Annotated in this window: 11 protein-coding genes; 2 read left to right on the top strand and 9 right to left on the bottom strand. The window is 41.7% G+C overall.

Features of this window, described 5'->3' with window-relative positions; translation table 11 throughout:
- Positions 1–590 precede the first annotated feature (590 nt).
- From H6G86_RS08420 to H6G86_RS08410, 3 genes are all read right to left on the bottom strand, one after another.
- Entirely contained in the window at positions 591–929 is a 339-nt protein-coding gene (locus H6G86_RS08420; RefSeq protein WP_163926927.1) for a HetP family heterocyst commitment protein, read from the bottom strand.
- A 172-nt stretch (positions 930–1,101) separates the two neighbouring features.
- Entirely contained in the window at positions 1,102–1,368 is a 267-nt protein-coding gene (locus H6G86_RS08415; RefSeq protein WP_190933925.1) for a hypothetical protein, read from the bottom strand.
- 1,507 nt (positions 1,369–2,875) lie between these two features.
- Complete coding sequence (locus tag H6G86_RS08410) at positions 2,876–5,281, bottom strand: GH116 family glycosyl hydrolase (RefSeq protein WP_190933924.1); 2,406 nt, start codon at positions 5,279–5,281, stop codon at positions 2,876–2,878.
- A 546-nt stretch (positions 5,282–5,827) separates the two neighbouring features.
- Between H6G86_RS08410 and H6G86_RS08405 the strand changes: the two genes are divergently transcribed.
- A complete protein-coding gene (locus H6G86_RS08405) occupies positions 5,828–7,045 on the top strand; it encodes a peptidase (protein ID WP_190933923.1) in 1,218 nt (405 codons plus the stop codon).
- A gap of 227 nt (positions 7,046–7,272) precedes the next feature.
- Here the strand turns inward: H6G86_RS08405 and H6G86_RS08400 are convergent, their stop codons facing one another.
- The 6 genes from H6G86_RS08400 to H6G86_RS08375 form a co-directional block, all read right to left on the bottom strand.
- Complete coding sequence (locus tag H6G86_RS08400) at positions 7,273–9,309, bottom strand: WD40 repeat domain-containing serine/threonine-protein kinase (protein ID WP_190933922.1); 2,037 nt, start codon at positions 9,307–9,309, stop codon at positions 7,273–7,275.
- Between the two features lie 569 nt (positions 9,310–9,878).
- Positions 9,879–10,931, bottom strand: coding sequence for a serine/threonine-protein kinase (locus H6G86_RS08395; protein ID WP_190933921.1), 1,053 nt, complete (start codon positions 10,929–10,931; stop codon positions 9,879–9,881).
- Between the two features lie 260 nt (positions 10,932–11,191).
- A complete protein-coding gene (locus H6G86_RS08390; RefSeq protein WP_190933920.1) occupies positions 11,192–13,420 on the bottom strand; it encodes a glycoside hydrolase family 57 protein in 2,229 nt (742 codons plus the stop codon).
- 78 nt (positions 13,421–13,498) lie between these two features.
- Entirely contained in the window at positions 13,499–13,729 is a 231-nt protein-coding gene (locus H6G86_RS08385; RefSeq protein WP_012408256.1) for a NifU family protein, read from the bottom strand.
- A 496-nt stretch (positions 13,730–14,225) separates the two neighbouring features.
- On the bottom strand, positions 14,226–16,013 hold the full coding sequence (locus H6G86_RS08380) for an ATP-binding protein (protein WP_190933919.1): 1,788 nt from the start codon (positions 16,011–16,013) through the stop codon (positions 14,226–14,228).
- Positions 16,014–16,185: 172 nt separating this feature from the next.
- Complete coding sequence (locus H6G86_RS08375) at positions 16,186–16,422, bottom strand: hypothetical protein (protein ID WP_012408258.1); 237 nt, start codon at positions 16,420–16,422, stop codon at positions 16,186–16,188.
- Positions 16,423–16,972: 550 nt separating this feature from the next.
- Here H6G86_RS08375 and lepA point away from each other — a divergent pair.
- Positions 16,973–18,784 (top strand): translation elongation factor 4, encoded by a 1,812-nt coding sequence (gene lepA, locus H6G86_RS08370; protein WP_012408259.1) that lies wholly within the window; start codon positions 16,973–16,975, stop codon positions 18,782–18,784.
- Positions 18,785–19,037 lie beyond the last annotated feature (253 nt).

Raw genomic sequence — 19,037 nt, 5'->3', positions numbered from 1 at the left:
AGCGTTTGCTTTATTAAATAAAGCAACACCAATCACAAGATAGAAAGTTTTCTAAGCATTACTCACATCGTCTGCAGTCAATGAAAGTTGTGTAAAATTTGGATTGGGGGAATCCACCTCCCCAAATTCTTTTTGCTCAGACTTCCTCAGAAAAAGAACCACCATTAGCAATGGTTGCATCATTTGCCTTGGAATAGGAGTTATTTACTCCATGAAATGCTGACTACTTTTGTAATCAGTTTGATTTATTTCATAGTCAGAACTAATCATTGATTTTATGTTTTTAAATTAACTTGCTTGCTGCCAATCACCTCTATTGTGGTTGAAATTGCTGTTCTTATTAGTTTACCAATGTCATCAGTATATATTTGCCATTTTGGCAGATTTTTGCAAAAAAATATTAAATTAATCACTGCGATAGAAAACCTACCATGCGATCAATTTTAAATTAGCATGGCAGGCTTTCAGATACTCAATCAACTCTAGGGTAGAATTTCTTGATTCCAAATTATTTTTTAATTGGCTCCACAGCTTTTCAAGGACATATCTTGAGTTAATGGCGATTTCCTTGATTAATGTTTGTTAATTGTCTATCCCAATTTCTGGTCTAAACTAACGCCACGGATTTCTGTTTTTTGCTTTCCAACTACTTCAAGATAAGCAGGTCTTGAATCATTAGCATGTTTCAGCATTTTTAGATTTTCACTTTGCTGTTGTTTTGTTCTGTTGGTTTGAGAGTTTTCTTTCAGCAATCGGTTGTAGGTACGGTACGGAATGTAATGGAGAGGATTATAACCAGCAAAACGTAGCATTAAAACACATGCCCAGGAGTACTTTCCAGCAATAATCGCTTCAACTACTTTATCAAATTGTTGAGCCTTTACTGTTGTATCTAAGTTACTACTAATACCAGCAATGTCTTGATTCATCATAGTGTTTAATTATTTTGGATGAAGTAAACTAGTTCAGTTTCTGCGATTGTTGGCGTTTCAATTGAGGTTTACAAACTGCACTAACTTTTTTGCAGCTGTTAAATCGCTTTCGGGAAATTATCAGCAATTTGGCGGTGTTGGATGTTGACGAGGGCTAAAAATCCATCTATCAACAGATGCGTACATAACTTTCCCAAGTTCTCATTAGCTCCCGCAGCTTTGAGCGGTAAAGATACAGACTGAAACTTCTCTGCTGTTTGAGCTTTACCTTGGTGCTATTAAGCAGAGTTTTAGTGATTTTGGCTGATAACTCCCCTAGTAAACTAGTTTGGGCAAGAGCTAGCTTGTAGTAGGGATACAAATTATATAGATTCATTGCTGAACTGTCCCCTTGGCTTGAGGTTTCGACTGCATTTGACCTGATGATTATTTTCATGAACTAACCTTTGATTAAAAACAATCAAGTTTTTAAGCAAGTTTGTTGGCTGCTCATTCCTAATTATCCAGATTCCCTCCGATGAATTGAGGAAACTGTAGCTTTTACTTGTTAGTAACTGAAAGGTAAAAATTTATCTTTTGTCTTCTCATTTGACTGGTAGGACAAAAGTCTAGGCGTAGCTCTTGGTAGATGCAGTTTTATCCTCTGAAACTTTATCGATTTTAATTCAATCAATTTTCTCTGTTAAAACGCCTGTATTTCTTACTACTGGTTAATTAAGCAATTTCCGGCAAGTTTTCATATTTTTTTGAGTAGTAGAAAAAATTTATTTATTCTTGAGCTTTAACAACGTCATTCGTATATATACTATTTTTTGTCGTTAATGTCATCTACGAAGTTAGTAGATTTTTAAGTTAAATTTACTGAATGCATTTCGATACGTACTTGCCTATTGTGCAACTTTTAATTTTGTCCTCCCTTGCTTATTTGTGAGGGGTCTGACCCCCCACACAATCTCAATTTAAACCCTTTATTATTGTCGAGTCGCTAGAAAATACTACCATTAACTATGATGTAAAACAACTTCTAAAAATAGTAACTGCTAAAGAATAAAAAACATTCGCAGCCATAGCATTGAGCCTATTTTATTAATAAGTTCAATTGGTTAATAATATTTATTATTCTGATGGCTCTTGATTTACAAGAACTACAGATTCAATGTATCTAAATAAAATCGCTGTAAACCAATCGTGAATATTTCATGATTATTTAGCTATTAATAACAGCTAGCCTATAGCATCCATATTTTATTTTTGAAAAACTCTTTTCTATTACTTCTTGCCTAACCACACAAGTAAATATAGCTACGCCATGCTGCGCGAACAAAAATCAAAGCGAATTGCTATAGTTTTAATTGTTATCAATATGTGTGGTAAGATGCTTTGAATAAAAATATGTAGTAGGTTAAATCTGTAAAATATTAGAAAGTATAATCCTGTCAATTTTATTCAAAAGTAACTTCTCTATGTTTTTATCTTTGAAAAAATTTTCAAGTAGAGGTTACGGATGCTGTGACACTTGGGCTAAATGCTAGTAAAAACCATCAATTGCCATGAGTTTGTGATGAGTGCTTTGCTCAACAATAATACCTCGGTCTAAAACAAAGATATAGTCGGCATAGAGTAGTCTAGAGTTCTCACTACTTCAACTCTTACCATTACTGAAATTTTCCCTTGCTTCCGGAAACACTCGGAAAATAAAATCACAAATTTAAACTCTGCTTTCTCAGATAAAGACAGGCTAATCCTTATAACGCATATACCATAGCGGTAGCCCCAGTCTCTTCTCCTTGAAGGGAAAGGGAGTAAAATTAAAAGCCTCTCTCCTTTTAATAAAGAGGTTTGGAGAGAGGTCAAAGTGTATTGCATCCATAGACGCGTAGCGGCTACTCTTACGAGAACGCTTTCAGTCAACCCGCAGGTATGAGAACCGTTTTGATAGCTAATTAATTAATAACTAAGTAAATTCCCCAGATTGCCATTGCCCGTAAGTAGGTGCTAGCGCGGAAAGTACCAGCTGCGGTGATAGCTTCAGGGGTGCGAAATTGCAGCCCATTTTCATAAATTTGCTCGACTACAGCCTGTGTTAACCTCAACGCTTCATCTTTCATTCCCATTTGCATAAGAAAAGCCGCTAGTCCAAAGTTTATCCCAGTCCAAACTTCTAGGGGATGAGTAGCTTTAGGGTTTTCTGGTGAACCGTCAGGACGAACACCATTTGCAGCACCAAACTCTCCATTGCAGAATTTCAAAAAGCAGGCGTCATAAACAGTTTTCAGGGCAGAAAGGGCGCGATCGCTCGGTACAATATTTGGTAAGTCCAATAGTCGGGCGTAGAATTGTCCACACAACTGATCTGCCATTACCACATCGGAACCACTTTCACTATCAAGTTGGTAATATTGCCCATTCCAAAGTTTTTCTTGGTAAATAGGAAGAGATTGTGCCAACCAAGCTTCATAAGTGGATTTTTGCGCCGCCAACTCTGCTGTGTTACCTGTCTGGTAAGTTAATAAAATATCGCTAATTGCGATCGCAGCCTCTAGCGCTGCTAACCACAACCCACCACAATAGGCGCTGACACCTTGTAACCGCCAATCATCAAAGGTTTGGTCAGGCGCACCAGAATTTTCAGGAATCCCATCACCATCAAGGTCAAAGGTTTTGAGGTAGTCGAGGGTTTGAACGATCGCAGGCCAGCAATCTGCTAAGAATTCTACATCGTCAGCACCCGTGAGCAGAAAATCCCGGTATACTTGCAAGACAAAATCACTACCCAAATCTTTCCACAAATTGCAGTCTTGATAGCTGGTGTAATTGGTTTTCTGCCAAACGTGTTCATTCGGTGCGCCTAAATCGTGGGGTGTTGCACCGACGACTTTGCGAACTGCAATTGGGCTTTCAGCTTTGATTGTCATGTAATAACCGATGATTCGCGGTGTATCATCAACTTGAGGAATCGCTCGTGCAAATGCCCGAATCACCGACTTCTCCAGTTCTGGAAACAGCATCAGTAGGGCAAAAGAGCCATATAATCGCACATCTAGACTTTCATACCAACGATAATCTAGGCATTCCAGCACCGCGAACTGACCGATGGGGTCAAGTTCTGATGCTGCACTCCAGAGAGTACCGCCGCTAGTGAGGTCATAAAGCTCATTAAATAGAGCCATTTTAAACCAGTTGGGCAAATCTTCCCGGTCGAGAATGGGTTGTTGCCAAGTTTGAATTTGCGATCGCCAGGTTTGATATTCTTGTAGAGCAGTAGATGCGATCGTCCAAGCATTATTTCCACTTCTATCAAAGAAGTCTGTATATCTGCGATAATAGTTGACTCCGGCGGCAAATTCTGTAATAGGTAAATCCCAAGCGAGGACAAAGGGGATTTCGAAGGTTTCGCCTGGTTGGAGAGTAAAACGAAGTGCGATTGCAGCCCCTAACTGTTCACCTTCTCCGATTGGATTAGCATCTATATAATTGGACAAAGAACCATCTTTGGCAAAGCTTTGCCACACCTCATCACCAGTTCCTTCAGCATTCCAGCGTGTGTGGTGAAATACTTCTACTTTGGGATGTTTCAGTGTCGCAATACACCAAGTTCCATCTCCTTCTTGCAAAGCATCACTACCAAACCGACTTAAAAGACAGCCAAACTGTTGTGGATTTTCAACTATTTGGTTATAGTTTCCTTGACTTTCGCCCCAACGTGGTTGGTATTCATAAACCGGACTACCATCATCACGCACCCGCACTTGGGGAGATTTGAGGGCATTTGTAAACCAGCCCACCATATTTTGCCAAGTGAGCATAATGCTGAGGGTAATTGGTGCATTTGTGGGGTTGTGGGCATTCCAGAGGAATATTGCTACAGGGTAACTAGTTTCTTGATAATTACCTGCCCAAACTGGGGAAAATTGCTCACAAGTCAACTGTGCTTGAAATACATTTTCATACACAAACCAGCTACGTGGGTATAGTGCATGATAATTACCCGTCCCCTCTGTACTGGGAAGCGTTGGATACCACTGCCAAGCTTTGAGAGTGCCATCATCGGGCCCTTGGGTAGATAAAGCGTAGGCTTGGGTAGATGTGCCATTGGATTCAAATACACTGAATTGACAAGCGGGGACGTTTTTGAAGGTATGCTCACCGCCGTCGATGTGCCATAGGTTAAAATCTCCCCGTGAAGAACGACCGATACAACCTGCACCAAAGCCACCTAAAGGCATACCATGCCAAGGGCCATCATCGATATTACTTTCGTAGCGGACAGTATAAGGTTTGTCCCAGCCTAAACCGATCGGACGGCTCCAAGTACAAGAGGGAATTTTCACAGAGAGTTGATTTGTCATCGCCTAATGTTACAGCGTGCAGTTACGTCCATGAAGACTAGCGCGATGTGTGATTTTTCTCAAGGGGCACAAATATCAATACTTGTCGGGTTTTGGGGGAAAGGGAAAAAGTTAAAAGGGAAAAAGCTTATATATCAACCCTTCAGCAGTATTGACACAAATATGCCTTCTCGATTCAGTAGTCTAAGTAAGTTGGCACAATAAAATCAAACTAGGCTAAAACCCTTATTGCCTATTTCCTTATCCCGCCGATAATTATTTACGCTCACTTACTTAGTAGCATCTGGCTCAGTCAAAAATATCTCGGCAAAAATCCGAAAAGCAGCAATTTCAGCTTGTAGCTCAGTATATACTTACAAAATTAATATTCACTCTAGTACAGCTGCTACCATATCAAACAAGACTTAGAGCAAAATCCTCTTGTTTGACATGGTAGGCAAACTTCCACCACAGTGTATTATGAGTCTCAATAGGAATATAAATTTTTGACTTCAAATTTGTCTATCTGTTAAATACGAAATCATCCGCAAAATTAGGAGCGTAATTATGCTACTAGAAACCAAAAACTATCGCCACAAATTAAGCCGCATTTTAATTTGCTCCTTGGGTAGTAGTTTGTTGATCGCGAGCAATGTGCTACCTATAAATGCTTTAGGGAAACCTCAACATTCTCAAGGCTTCATAATTGCTAAATCACCAGATGAGAGACAACCAGAAGCAGTAAAAAAAGGAATTGAGCAACTTCCTGCTTCTCAAGCATCAATATCTCCAAAAAAGAAGACATCTATTGAGTCGCCAATACAGCAGACTCGTCCTATATCTTCTAATATAGAAACTTCCCAGCCAACCTCGAACGCTTCAAATGATGACTCTACTTCTAGACCATCTAGACGTAGAACTTCTAACTCAAATTCTAATCGTTCCAATAGTAGTGCATCTAGATCGTCTGGAGGTAGGGCTTCTAATTCAAATGGTTCCGGGAGAGTTCGCAAGCCAAGTTCTAATGTAGCTAGAAGTGGCAACCAAAATATCGATCGTCCGGCAGTTTCTGCACCTGCAACACCTACTTATAAAGAGATTAACTTTGTAGATGTCGCATTGGGTATTCTAAGTAAAAGTGACTTTCAATCTCAAGGTCGATATTTTCATTTCTATGAGTTTGAAGGTAGAGAAAATCAACTAGTGCAAATTAGGCTTGTTGGTAGTAAAGATACACGCAGATCAAATAACTTGAGTTTAAATCCTTTGCTATTTCTGCACGATCCTGATGATAATATCATCGTCAAAAAAGGCACTTTGGAAAAAAGCAGTGATGGCGATGATGCCTTCATTTTTGCGCGGTTGCCTAAGAATGGCACTTACAAAATTGCAGTTACTAGCCGAGATATTGGTGAGATCGGTCGCTATAGTTTGGCTTTGAGAAATGACAGAGCTAGCTATACCTTAGATGAAGCAGGCCAACTAAGCGCCAATAGCTCAACCTTGAAACAAAATGGAGGCGCTTACAATGTTTCTAATTTCCAAGGAAGAAAAAATCAGCTTGTAAGTATTCGTGTAGATAGTGTTGATGAAGAATTTTCTCCTTACGTAGCTTTGCTAAATTCAAAAGGACAGACGATCGCTATAGATAGAGACAAAGATAAAGGTGGCACCTACAGCGCTTTAATTGACCGAGCTAGGTTGCCTGAAGATGACACTTACTATATAGTTGTCAGTTCCAAAAATCCACAGGAACGCGGTAAATATAGATTGACTCTCTTCTGATAATTTAGGTTGCAATAGTTTTCGGTTAAGGGGAAAAGGGGAAAGGGAAAGGGTTTGAATTTCCCTTTCCCCATTGCCCTTTAACCTTTCCCTAGACCAAAAGAGAGATTATTGGGTTTAACCGAAAAGTATTGATTTAGGTTGTATAAAAACCTCTGCCTGATTTTACTACGCAAAATCTGTCCCTTTCCGAGCCGGAGAGGGACATTTTAGTAGAGGAAAGATTTTTACTGAGACAACCGCCAAATCTTAATGGTATTGTCTTCACTACCACTGACAAGGGTTTTACTATCAGGACTGAAGGCTACGGATGTCACAGTGTTGGTATGCCCTGTTAATGTGAGAATTTCTTCTCCTGTGACTGAATTCCAGAGTTTGATGGCGCGATCGCGGCTACCACTGGCAATAATTTTACCATCGGCACTGAAGGCTACGGTTGTGACTGTATTGGCGTGTCCTGCCAGTGTGCGAATTTCTTTTCCCGTCAGTAGATCCCAAAGTTTAATGGTGCGATCGCGGCTAGCACTAGCTAAAATTTTCCCATCTGGGCTAATAGCTACAGCTGTTACTGTTTGATAATTTCCCTCTAGTGTGCGGATTGAGTACCCTTTTGTCAGATTCCAGATTTTGATCGTCTTGTCAAAACTGCCACTAGCAAGAATCACGCTATCGGGACTGATGGCTACCGATCGCACCCAAAATGTATGCCCTACCAATGTCCGAATTTGCTCTCCTGTGGCTAAATCCCAGATTTTGATGGTGTTGTCATCACTACCACTCACCAGAGTCTCGCTATCAGCGCTGATCGCTAGGGCCCGAACTGAGTCCGAATGCCCTGTAAGAGTGCGAATTTGTTTTCTTGTTGCTAAATTCCAAATTTTGATGGTGCTGTCATCACTGGCACTTACCAGAGTTTTCCCATCTGGGCTAATTACTAACGTATTCACCTGCTGAGAATAGGCGTTGAGTGAAGATATTTCTTTCCCGGTGGTGAGATTCCAAAGTTTGATTGTGCCATCGCCTCCACTGCTGGCAATGGTTTTACCATCGGGGCTGATGGCGACGGATAAAACCGAGTTTTCATATCCTTGGAGGGTGTTAGCTAAGGAAACCCTACCCAAAGTAATCTTTGGTGGTTGACCTAAAAGCACGTCATCTTTGCCAGAATTATTATGCTGACTCAGCCTAGAAACTAAACTGGTTTGAATCCGACGAAAATGTTTATACCAAGATTCTTGGAATCCGAACAACAGAATAAAAGCACTTACCAAAATTAAAGTTCTCAGTAAGGGATAACTTTTTGGTAAAGATGGGGCTTGAGTCGCGGGGATTTTTCCAGATGACTTACCGGCTGGTGGTAGGGCGAGGAGTTGTTTTGGAGTTAAGTCTTTGAGAACTTCATCGGCTGACTGGTAACGTTCATGGATATCTTTTTTTAAAAGTTTGTCGATGACAAAATCCAACTCGGTATTTAATGGACTCCGCAAATATTCCCGCCAATTACTCACCCACGCGTACCCCGATTCCATCCACAACTGAAAAGGGGAAGTTCCCGTTAGTAGATGAAAGCAGGTAGCGCCTAAACCAAACAAGTCACTGGCAGGGAAAGCTTTACCATCTCTAATTTGTTCTAAAGGAGAATAACCATGTGAACCAATGGATGTGCCAGACTTGTGCTGAACTTTGGCGGTGAATTGCTTTGAAGAACCAAAATCAATCAGACTTAATCGCCCATCACTTTTATGACGGATAATATTTTCTGGCTTGATATCCCGATGAATGACTTTGCGATCGTGGATAAATTTCAGGATAGGCAATAAATCTAGCAAAATAGATTGAATATCCCTAGCGTTATACCCCTTGCGCTGTTGCAACTCCTTTAACAAATTATCGCCATTGATAAACTGCTGCACTAAATATAGGCAGCCATCTTGTTCAAAGTAAGCTATTAAAGTTGGAATTTGGGGATGTTCCCCAAGGTCTTGTAGTCGCTGCGCTTCTTCGGCAAACAATTCCATCGCCTTTTTTTGCGACCAAGTTCCTTGGAACTTTGGAGCTAATTGCTTGATAACACAGCGTTCATTGAGTTTATCGACATCTTCTGATAGATAGGTTCTGCCAAATCCCCCCTCATCTGAAAGGACTCGGATGACACGGAAGCGATTTCTTAAAAGTGACACCAACGGGGTGCTACAACTTTGGCAAAACTTCTTTCCATTGGGATTCAGGGGATTTAGGCAATCGGGATTTAAGCAGCAGATCATGATCTGACAGGCGCGACTGCATAACAACTTAGGCTAAGTTTGCCCCGAACTGTCCCTTAAGAAAATTGACTCTCGCTTACTTGTGGTAGAAAACCCTGTTCTGGGAATTGGGGAATTACTTAATATAGTTAGCGTTTGTAAATAGTAGTCAGTCTTCCTCTTTTGCGGAAAACTACGAGAGCCATAAAATTAATTATTCTTCCGATTATATAATAATCTGAATAGAAATATTTCTCTGAACTGCTACCCCTAGTAATTTTGCTTGTATATTGACAAGCAAAAATTGACTAAGTATTAAGTAAAACCCTAATTAATTAGCCATCACTGACGATAAAATGTAGTCGCAATAGTTACTAGATTTGTTTTTGATATTTTCAATTGCTCATGATAATTGTTAATTTGATACTTTAGGTAATAAAAGGTTGTTTGAAAAGGATTTTGCTGTGATTTTAGACACTTTCAGATCCCCCTAATCCCCCTTTTTAATGGAGATTTAGAAGGATCTGCAAGTATTTGATACATCACAAATAACTTTTAAAATATCTTCTAACTTAATTTTGCTACCTTGTTTACTTAAGCCTCGCTCTCCATTTCCGAATAGCATTAGCAGTTCTGGTGACTGGTGGTATGTAGACATCTGGAGCTTCGTTAAAGTTTTCGTATTGTGTAATACTTTTATTATTTAGTTTTTGGGTAGTTAGACAGTTAGCTAAAGTAGGCAAATAGCTTTCATAACTTAAAGCTTTTATTACTTCATCGACATTCTTAAACCGATCGTCTAATGTAATCTTCACCATTTTCCCTAAAGTTTTGGCGAAACTATCGGTAATATTTACTTCTTTTTGCCAGCATATCTCACCACTATTTGGGTGGTAATCAAATTCTAAAGGACTTTTACCAGTCAACATATAAATACAAGTTATACCCAGTGCATAAATATCACTGGCATAAACTGGGCGAAGAGAATACTGTTCTGGTGGTGCAAATCCCCTAGTTCCAATAAAGTTGGTATTTACAGCTTGATTGGTAGAGTTTTCACAAGCATCAACTAATTGCTCTTTCACTGCACCAAAATCAATCAGCACTACCCGCTTGTCATACTCACACCGCAATAAATTCTGGGGCTTAATATCCCGATGAATCACATGATGTTTATGAAGATACTGTAATACTGGTAATACTTCCTGTAAAAACTGTTTCACCGAGGCTTCACTTTTGGGCCCACCTCGCCGCACTTCTTGGGCTAAAGTTAAACCCGGTACGTATTCTTGAATTAAAAAAAACTCCTCATTCGCCTGAAAGTAGTCTAGCAGCATGGGAATTTGCGAATGACTACCGAGTTGACCTAAAGTTCTTGCTTCTTTTTCAAAACGCGCACATGCCTTTTGCCAACTTTGGGGACTAGTCACTTTTGGGCAAAGCTGTTTAATGACGCACAGGGGATGCCCAGGTAATACGGCATTTTTGGCTAAAAAAGTGATGCCAAAACCACCTTTACCTAGAACTTGCAATATTTGATAGCGATCGCGGAATAGCTTCTTGGAAGCACACATTTGACCAAGTTGAGTTTGCTGTGAAATGCTCTCTTGAGAATTCGTTATTTTCTGAGAAAAGCGATTCATTAGTATAGAATATCTGCTCTGAAATGTCTCTAATTTTACGGCAAATATTCCTTTCTAACAGTAACATTACTGGAACTTTGCTAAATCATCACCACTTTTCTGTTAAAAATTCAAAAAGCAAAAATAAATCTCTGTAGAACTAGCGCTTTCAAGGTAACTCCAAAAATCTTGTCTCTGCGCCTCTGCGGTTTAAAAGTAATTTATTTAACTACAAATACGCAGAGAACACAGAGGTAACAAATTAAAACCCGTATTGAGTTTTAAGGCACTTCAATAGGAATCAAAGCATTTTCTGGCAAGTAGTTGCAAAAACGCCCTTCATCTGCAAGCACCAAAATCAGACGCAGGGGATAATCTGGCGGAACTTGCAAATCTGCCCACGGTACTGCCAACTCTAAACAACTATTTATTGCTACTTGAGCGCGACTGAAACGGGGCTGCCATTGATAATTGTCTCCAGCTTCCCGAAACTGAATCGATTGCGTCAGTAAGTTAACTTCTAGAAGATGGTGAAAAAGATAATTAAGCGGGGCTGCATCTGGTACATCTGCCAAGGGAACTGGGCTATTAACCATTGTTTTTTCTGGGTAAAACCACAGCAAATTCAACTCTGTAGGAAAATCCCTCCCTGGTGCAACGCCACCTTTAAAGTCCAGCCGCACATAGAAATTGAGGTGATCTACGCCATACCAAAGTCGCTGGATGACACTGCTATTGTGCATCGTCCCCCGCGCCCCGCCGATTTCTATGCGTCCAGCTTTGTCCCAATCTTGCTCATCACCCTTACCATCGATAACAGGATGGATAAACCCTTGTGGGGTATGGCTTCCTTGTGCTTCGTGAATTTCTACTGGTTGCTTCAGATAAGGCGGTATAGGTTCATTTAATGCCTTGTAAATCCCAAACAGGTGTTCTCGAAACAACTGGTCAAAGATGGCATCTTGATTTGAGGAGTGTCCTGCACCAAACCACCAAAACCAGTCTGAACCCTCTGCGGCATACAGCGCTTCCCATGCTTCTGGGTTGTTTTCTTCCGTTGCTTCGGGATGACTTGCGAGCATAACTCTTGCTTCCGTTAAGTAATCCCAAGCCCGATTTTTGGCGCGATCGCCGATCCAGGTGGTGAAGCTGCCATCCACCCAAGAACCACTATGTAGTTGCCCTCCGGGAATGGTGGCTGTGGCGGGAAATTCTTCCAGAAATTCGGAGACAGTGACGAGTTTGAGGTGGGGTTCATCGCTCAAACTTTGATACAAAGCTTCTAAGAAGGGTTTACCATCTTCGGGGTAAAATTCCCAGCAATTCTCCCCATCCAAGGCGATGGTAACTAGCCAAGGTTGCTCACTGTGACTATCTCTTTGCATTTTAGCGATCGCTTGTAAATGTCCCACTAAGTCTGCTGCTGCCTTTTTTGCAGGCATCGCACTGTAGGTAAACCCAATCAAATCTGATAATCTGTGGTCACGAAACACAATTGACAAATCACCCTCTGCGGTTTGCAGCCGATAGGGTCGGTACAAAAGTTCTGGTTGCTGCACATTCCCCGCTCCATCCCGATGAAAAAAGTGTTTCAGCGTCCATCCCAGGACGGCTTCATCTGAGCATATCCACTTAAATCCTTGGTTAATAATGTATGGAAGTGTTGCCGGACTGACTGACTGTTCCGAAGGCCACAAACCACGAGGTATTTGTCCAAAGCGGTCTTTATAAAAGTTCCAAGCTTTCCGTAAGTGACGAGGAATATCTTCTTCCCACTGAAAGCGCTGCTTAGGTAGTGTCATATTGGGCACAGCTACCCGACCGGAGTTAGTATCAGCGAGTAAGGGTAAAATCGGGTGGGTGTAAGGCGTAGTGGTAACTTCTAGCTGCCCAGCCTCCTGCATTTTGCGATGTTGGGGGATGATGCGGCTGAGGATTTCTCGTTGTTTGGAATAAATGCGCTGGCGATCGCTTAAAGTAAAATTCCGACCTTGTTTTAACCAAGTAGCAATTTCCGGGTCATCCCAAAACAGTGGATCGATCCAAGCTAAATTGTGCCAAGCTAGCAAATCACCATAATCAGGCAATTCCCAATTTGCTAAACACCAGGCTTGCCCCTTCTCCTGCCTTTGCTGATACAACTCGCTATAGCGGGGATGTGGGTCAATCAACGTATGGTGATTGGCATCAAAAAAGTGTTGGATAATGAATTCCCTCTGTTCCTGACTGAGTTGTTCATCCGGTGTCAAGCAGGCTGTGAGATAAGGGTCAAAAGCAGTCCCAGCAATATAATCTTCGAGTTGTAATATCAGCGATGGAACTAAATTCACCGTTTGGTGTAACTTAGGATACCGCTCTAAGAGCAATACCAAATCCAAATAATCTTTAGTCCCATGTAAACGTACCCAAGGTAGGCGGTACTGCTGACTGGGAGATAAAGCACTACCAGGAGATTTGTACAGAGGCTGATGTTGATGCCAGATAAAAGCGATGTAGAGAGGATGGGACATAGGAATAGTTAGGAGTTAAGAATGAGGAGTTAGGAGTTGATTCAAAACTCATAACTCCTAACTCCTAACTCCTAACTTTTACACCACTTGTTCAATTTCCGCAATTTCAGGAATCATTTCTTTTAGGCGGCGCTCAATACCCATTCTCAGGGTCATTGCAGAACTGGGACAAGAACCACAAGCACCTTGCAGGCGAAGTTTTACAACAGGCCCATCGAGTTCTACGAGTTCCACATTGCCGCCATCAGACATGAGATAAGGGCGCATTTCATCTAAGACTGTTTCAACGTTGTCAATTGTGAGTTCCATAGTTTTAGACCTGCTAAGTTAATGGTGGGCATTGGGAATGGGGCATGGGGCATGGGGCATGGGACATTGAATAATAATGATTCCTGTGCCAGATGCGCTATTACTCGTTAACTATTATCCAAAATCTTATTTTCCATGTTGTCTGAACAAAGTTTTCGTGTGAGCCTCCTACTTTACTTTAGCTTTTAGGTTCTGCTTTGCAGTCAGACGGAAGACAGGATTTAATTCTCCAAGTACACGTCACCGTAAAAAGGAGTCAAAAATCTATTTTTTGTAAATTTTGAGTAAAGCGGAGCAAAAGTCAACATTTAGGCTTTTGTTGTGTTTTGTTCTTCAACCCAGCCCATAATTATACAATTTTGTGGTCTAGGGGCGGAATTACTTCCAATCTCCCATGCCCAATTTTGTTATTTATTGAATAATAATTACTAAGAAACTTTAAATTTTAAAACTCCAAACCCAGTATTAGTAATGTTCCAGATGACCAATGACTAACTCATAACGGGCTAAATGCCCCGCTATCGCTAACAGCACTGTCTGTTGAATCGCTATCAGTAGACGAAACCATGACTGGCTGTTGATATAGTGGCACTGTAAATGTCACTGTTGAACCAAGTCCTTCACCCAGACTATAAAAATGTACCTCGCCGCCCATTGCTTCAACTAGCTTCTGAGATATTGCCAGTCCTAAACCTGTGCCACCATACTGGCGAGTGCGTGAGCCATCCACCTGAGAGAATAATTGAAACAGTTTATCTTGTTTGTCTAGGGAAACACCGATGCCTGTGTCTGCCACACGGACTCTTACCATGCCAGGAAATTGCTGGCCTTGAAGCTTCGATTTTTTGAGTACTAAATCGGCGCTGACGGTGACACCGCCTTCATGGGTAAATTTGATGGCATTACCTAGCAAATTGAGCATCACTTGGAGCAAGCGTTGGTAGTTGCTTTGGACAATGATTTCATCCGAGGTAGCAGGCATTTGCATCCGAAAGCTGAGGTTTCTCATTTCTGCTTGGGGACGCATAAAACTTTCTACATCACTAAATAGCTCATTTAGCTTGACTGGAGCGTAAGCTAGCTCCATTTTACCAGCTTCGATTTTGGCAATGTCCAAAATGTCGTTGATGATATTTAGTAGATGTATCGATAAGTTGTGAGCTTCTGCCAAAAACTGGTTTTGTTCTTCTGGGTCATCTGCCATCCCTTCTAAAATCAGCTTCAAGAAGCCAATCATGCCGTTGAGGGGGGTACGAATTTCATGGGATACATTAGCCAGAAACTCGCTTTTGAGACGGGAAGCTTCTTCGGCTTTTTGACGCGCTACTTCTAATTCTTCATATAAAGTAGCATGTGCGATCGCAGTTCCCAATTGATCTGCTGCTTCTTTTGCTAGCTCTAATTCCGATTCCGTTAATGTATAGCATTCATCTTGCCAATTCAAGGCAACCAATCCATTGGCTTGGTCTTGATAGCAAGTCGCAACCACCAAAGTTTTCTGCCGCCCAGACTCTGTGCATCCAGGCACTTCCATCACAACTGGTTCTAGGGTTGTCAAAGCCTGAGCAAAGGCAGGCTCAGAAGCTACATCTATTTCCAAGCCTAGCATTGATCTGAGTTCTGGCTGGCGATACTCAGCCTTCACTTTTACTTTTGAGCTAGAGGGCTGATAAGGACAAATAATACAGCGCTCTAGCCGCAGTGCTTTTCCCAAACTGTCAACTGTTTGCTGCCAAATAATATCTAAATCCAATGTCCGGCGAATATTTCTGGTAATCCGATTTACCAGTTTTTGATGTTGCTGTGATCGTAAAGCCAACTCTATCTGTGTGGGCGTTTTGGATGCCACACGCGCTTGTTTTTTGTTGAGTGTCGCTTGCACTAAGCGTCCCATAACTAAAACTGTAGTGGCAGTTGTTCCCAAACTCGGCATAATCGGACTAATCACTAAGTCCAACTCAAATAATTCCTGATGGTAGCTAAACCAACACTGAAACCTTTCTGGCACCAAACTTGTCAAAATTCGGTGCAATCGTTCCACATAATTAACCTTATCCACTGGGGCAAAGGTTTGCGTCTGGTTCAGCTCGTCAACTATTTTTTCGGTATTTAACCCCAGGAGTTCGCTGTGCTGCCAATGAAAGGTCAGATAGCGCCCTGCCCCATCTTGCGTATACACCAACTCAGCTCCTAGAGTTGGTAATAAGCCATCAGTTTTACTGGTAATAGATTCCAGATTTTGGGAAAATACATTCGGCAATTGGGAATTGGCAGTAATAGTCATTAATTGAGTTGGATAGACAAAGGATATCCGACCGTAATTTTACTAAAGCTGCTAAAATTTGTATATAAATTTTTACAGCTTTTTTGCTTTTATTGCGTATTTCTTGGTGTTCTGAAATCCAGCTTGGCAAACTTCACCTTTTTTAACTTGCATTAACAGATGACTGATGGCATTAATCGTTCCATTCACCGCGAGGAGGAACGGGAGTACGCACAGGGGTACGTGTCAGTTCGTCATCTCTAAGGATTTCACCACGCAACCACTGGCGAATTGCTACCTCAATCACTTTACTTGGGTCATTGGTGAGATGCTGAATTTGCTCTAGTAACTCGGAGTCCAGGCGGACGGCAATTTCTACCTTATCGGCTCGTGTGTTTTCCGCTTCGGTAGTTTTCTCTTGCATATTCATAGGTTTGATATACTCTGAATTGGTTTTGTCTAAAGCTTTGTAAAGTAGTTATGTTCATGATTTGGGCTAATTCACTGAAAAATCTTCAAGGGGACATTTACATAGTTCCCCGAAATAGCACCAAAGTAACAGCTTTAAGTTTTAAATCGCATTTTTCATATAACTGACTAGACAATGGCTCTAGAAATTTTGCCGATAAATCAGTGATTATGAGTAATTACAGGTCGTAATTGCCCAAGATCACTACATGATCCCTACATGTACTTATTTACATTTATTGTACGCTCCTAGCTGTTGAATACTAGCAGCGACAAATAGACTTTCATAATATTCTTAAAAGTCCACCTATTTAGATCGAAAGTTAAAGATGGGGTGAAGAGGGGCAGGGGAGCAGGGGGGCAGGGGAGGCAGGGGAAGCAGGGGAAGAATAATAATAACTCCTAACTCGGAACTCAGCACTAAAAGCGGAGCGTCTTGGCTAAGAAAGCATTAAAATACATTAAGTAAATTGCTCTTTTAACTTTGGTTGCTGCTAAGGCAAAGATAGTATATGACTGACGTTCCCGCAGTTCGCATTCGCAATTTTTGTATTATTGCTCACATCGACCACGGGAAATCAACCCTCGCCGATCGCTTGCTACAAGCGACTGGCACTGTTGAAGACCGAAAGATGAAGGAACAGTTTCTCGACAACATGGATCTGGAACGGGAGCGCGGCATTACGATTAAGCTGCAAGCTGCCCGGATGAACTACACAGCTAAGGATGGTCAGCAGTATGTGCTGAACTTAATTGATACTCCTGGACACGTGGATTTTTCTTATGAAGTTTCCCGCTCTCTTGTTGCTTGTGAAGGAGCGCTATTGGTAGTAGATGCTTCCCAAGGTGTGGAGGCGCAAACTTTGGCAAATGTCTATTTAGCCTTAGAAAATAACCTGGAAATTATTCCGGTTTTGAATAAAATTGATTTGCCTGGGGCAGAACCAGAACGGGTAATTGGCGAAATTGAAGAAATTATCGGTCTAGATTGCAGTGGTGCGATTCTGGCTTCTGCTAAAGAAGGACTTGGTATTGATGAGATTTTAGAAGCAGTTGTCGAGCGGATACCGCCACCGCCCAATACCATAAATGAACGGTTACGAGCGTTAATATTTGATAGCTATTACGACAGTTACCGAGGAGTAATTGTGTATTTCCGGGTGATGGATGGCACTGTCAGAAAAGGCGATCGCATTCATTTAATGGCATCCGGTAAAGAATTTGAAATTGATGAGTTAGGTGTGCTTTCTCCCACTCAAAAGCAAGTTGAAGAACTCCACGCTGGCGAAGTAGGCTACTTGGGAGCGGCAATTAGAGCAGTAGCTGATGCACGGGTGGGTGACACAATTACCCTTAGTAAGGCAAAAGCTGAGTCACCCTTACCAGGTTACGCAGAAGCGAACCCAATGGTTTATTGTGGGATGTTCCCCATTGATGCTGACCAATTTGAAGACTTGCGGGAAGCATTAGAAAAGCTGGAACTCAATGATGCAGCCCTGCATTACGAACCAGAAACTTCGAGCGCGATGGGGTTTGGCTTCCGTTGCGGGTTTTTGGGCTTGCTGCACATGGAAATCGTCCAGGAACGCCTAGAGCGGGAGTATAATCTCGATTTAATCATTACAGCCCCCTCGGTGGTTTATAAGGTGATTACTCTCAAAGGAGAGGAACTGTACATCGATAATCCTAGCCGTTTGCCTTCTCCCAACGATCGCCAAAGAATTGAAGAACCATACGTCCAAGTAGAGATGATTACGCCGGAAACTTATGTCGGCAGCTTGATGGAGTTGTCACAAAATCGCCGGGGCATCTTCAAAGATATGAAATATCTCGCCCAAGGACGAACCACCCTGACTTACGAACTCCCCTTGGCGGAAGTAGTAACTGACTTTTTCGATCAGATGAAATCGCGATCGCGCGGTTATGCTAGTATGGAATATCACCTCATAGGCTACCGTGAGAACCCTCTGGTAAAGCTGGATATCATGATTAACGGCGATCCTGTGGATTCCTTGGCGATGATTGTGCATCGAGACAAAGCTTACAACGTTGGGCGGGCAATGGCAGAAAAACTCAAAGAATTAATTCCCCGCCATCAATTCAAAGTCCCAATTCAGGCATCTATTGGCAGTAAAGTTATCGCCAGCGAACACATCCCCGCTTTGCGGAAAGATGTGCTAGCCAAATGCTACGGTGGTGACATCAGCCGGAAGAAGAAACTCTTACAGAAGCAAGCAAAAGGTAAAAAGCGGATGAAATCTGTAGGTACTGTAGATGTACCCCAGGAAGCTTTTATGGCAGTACTGCGCTTGGATCAAAGCTAATAGAATTCAGGAGTCAGGAGTCAGAAGTCAGAATGAATTTGAGTCCGAATGGCGGATATCGCTACGCAAAGCGAGTCCGCATACTCCTGCAAAGCAGCAAGCTAGCAAAAGCGTCTGAATCTACTATTTTCAGTCCCCCACCAAAATTTTTTATTCTGAATTCTGAATTCTGAATTCTTTTTCAATATCTGTTAATTTTAATTACAAAGGCTGTCAACAGCAGCCTCAAGCGTAAGAGTTTCAGCCTGCTGCT

The organism is Nostoc sp. FACHB-133 (assembly GCF_014698055.1).
GTDB lineage: Bacteria > Cyanobacteriota > Cyanobacteriia > Cyanobacteriales > Nostocaceae > Nostoc.
This window is presented reverse-complemented; position numbering and strand designations above follow the sequence as displayed.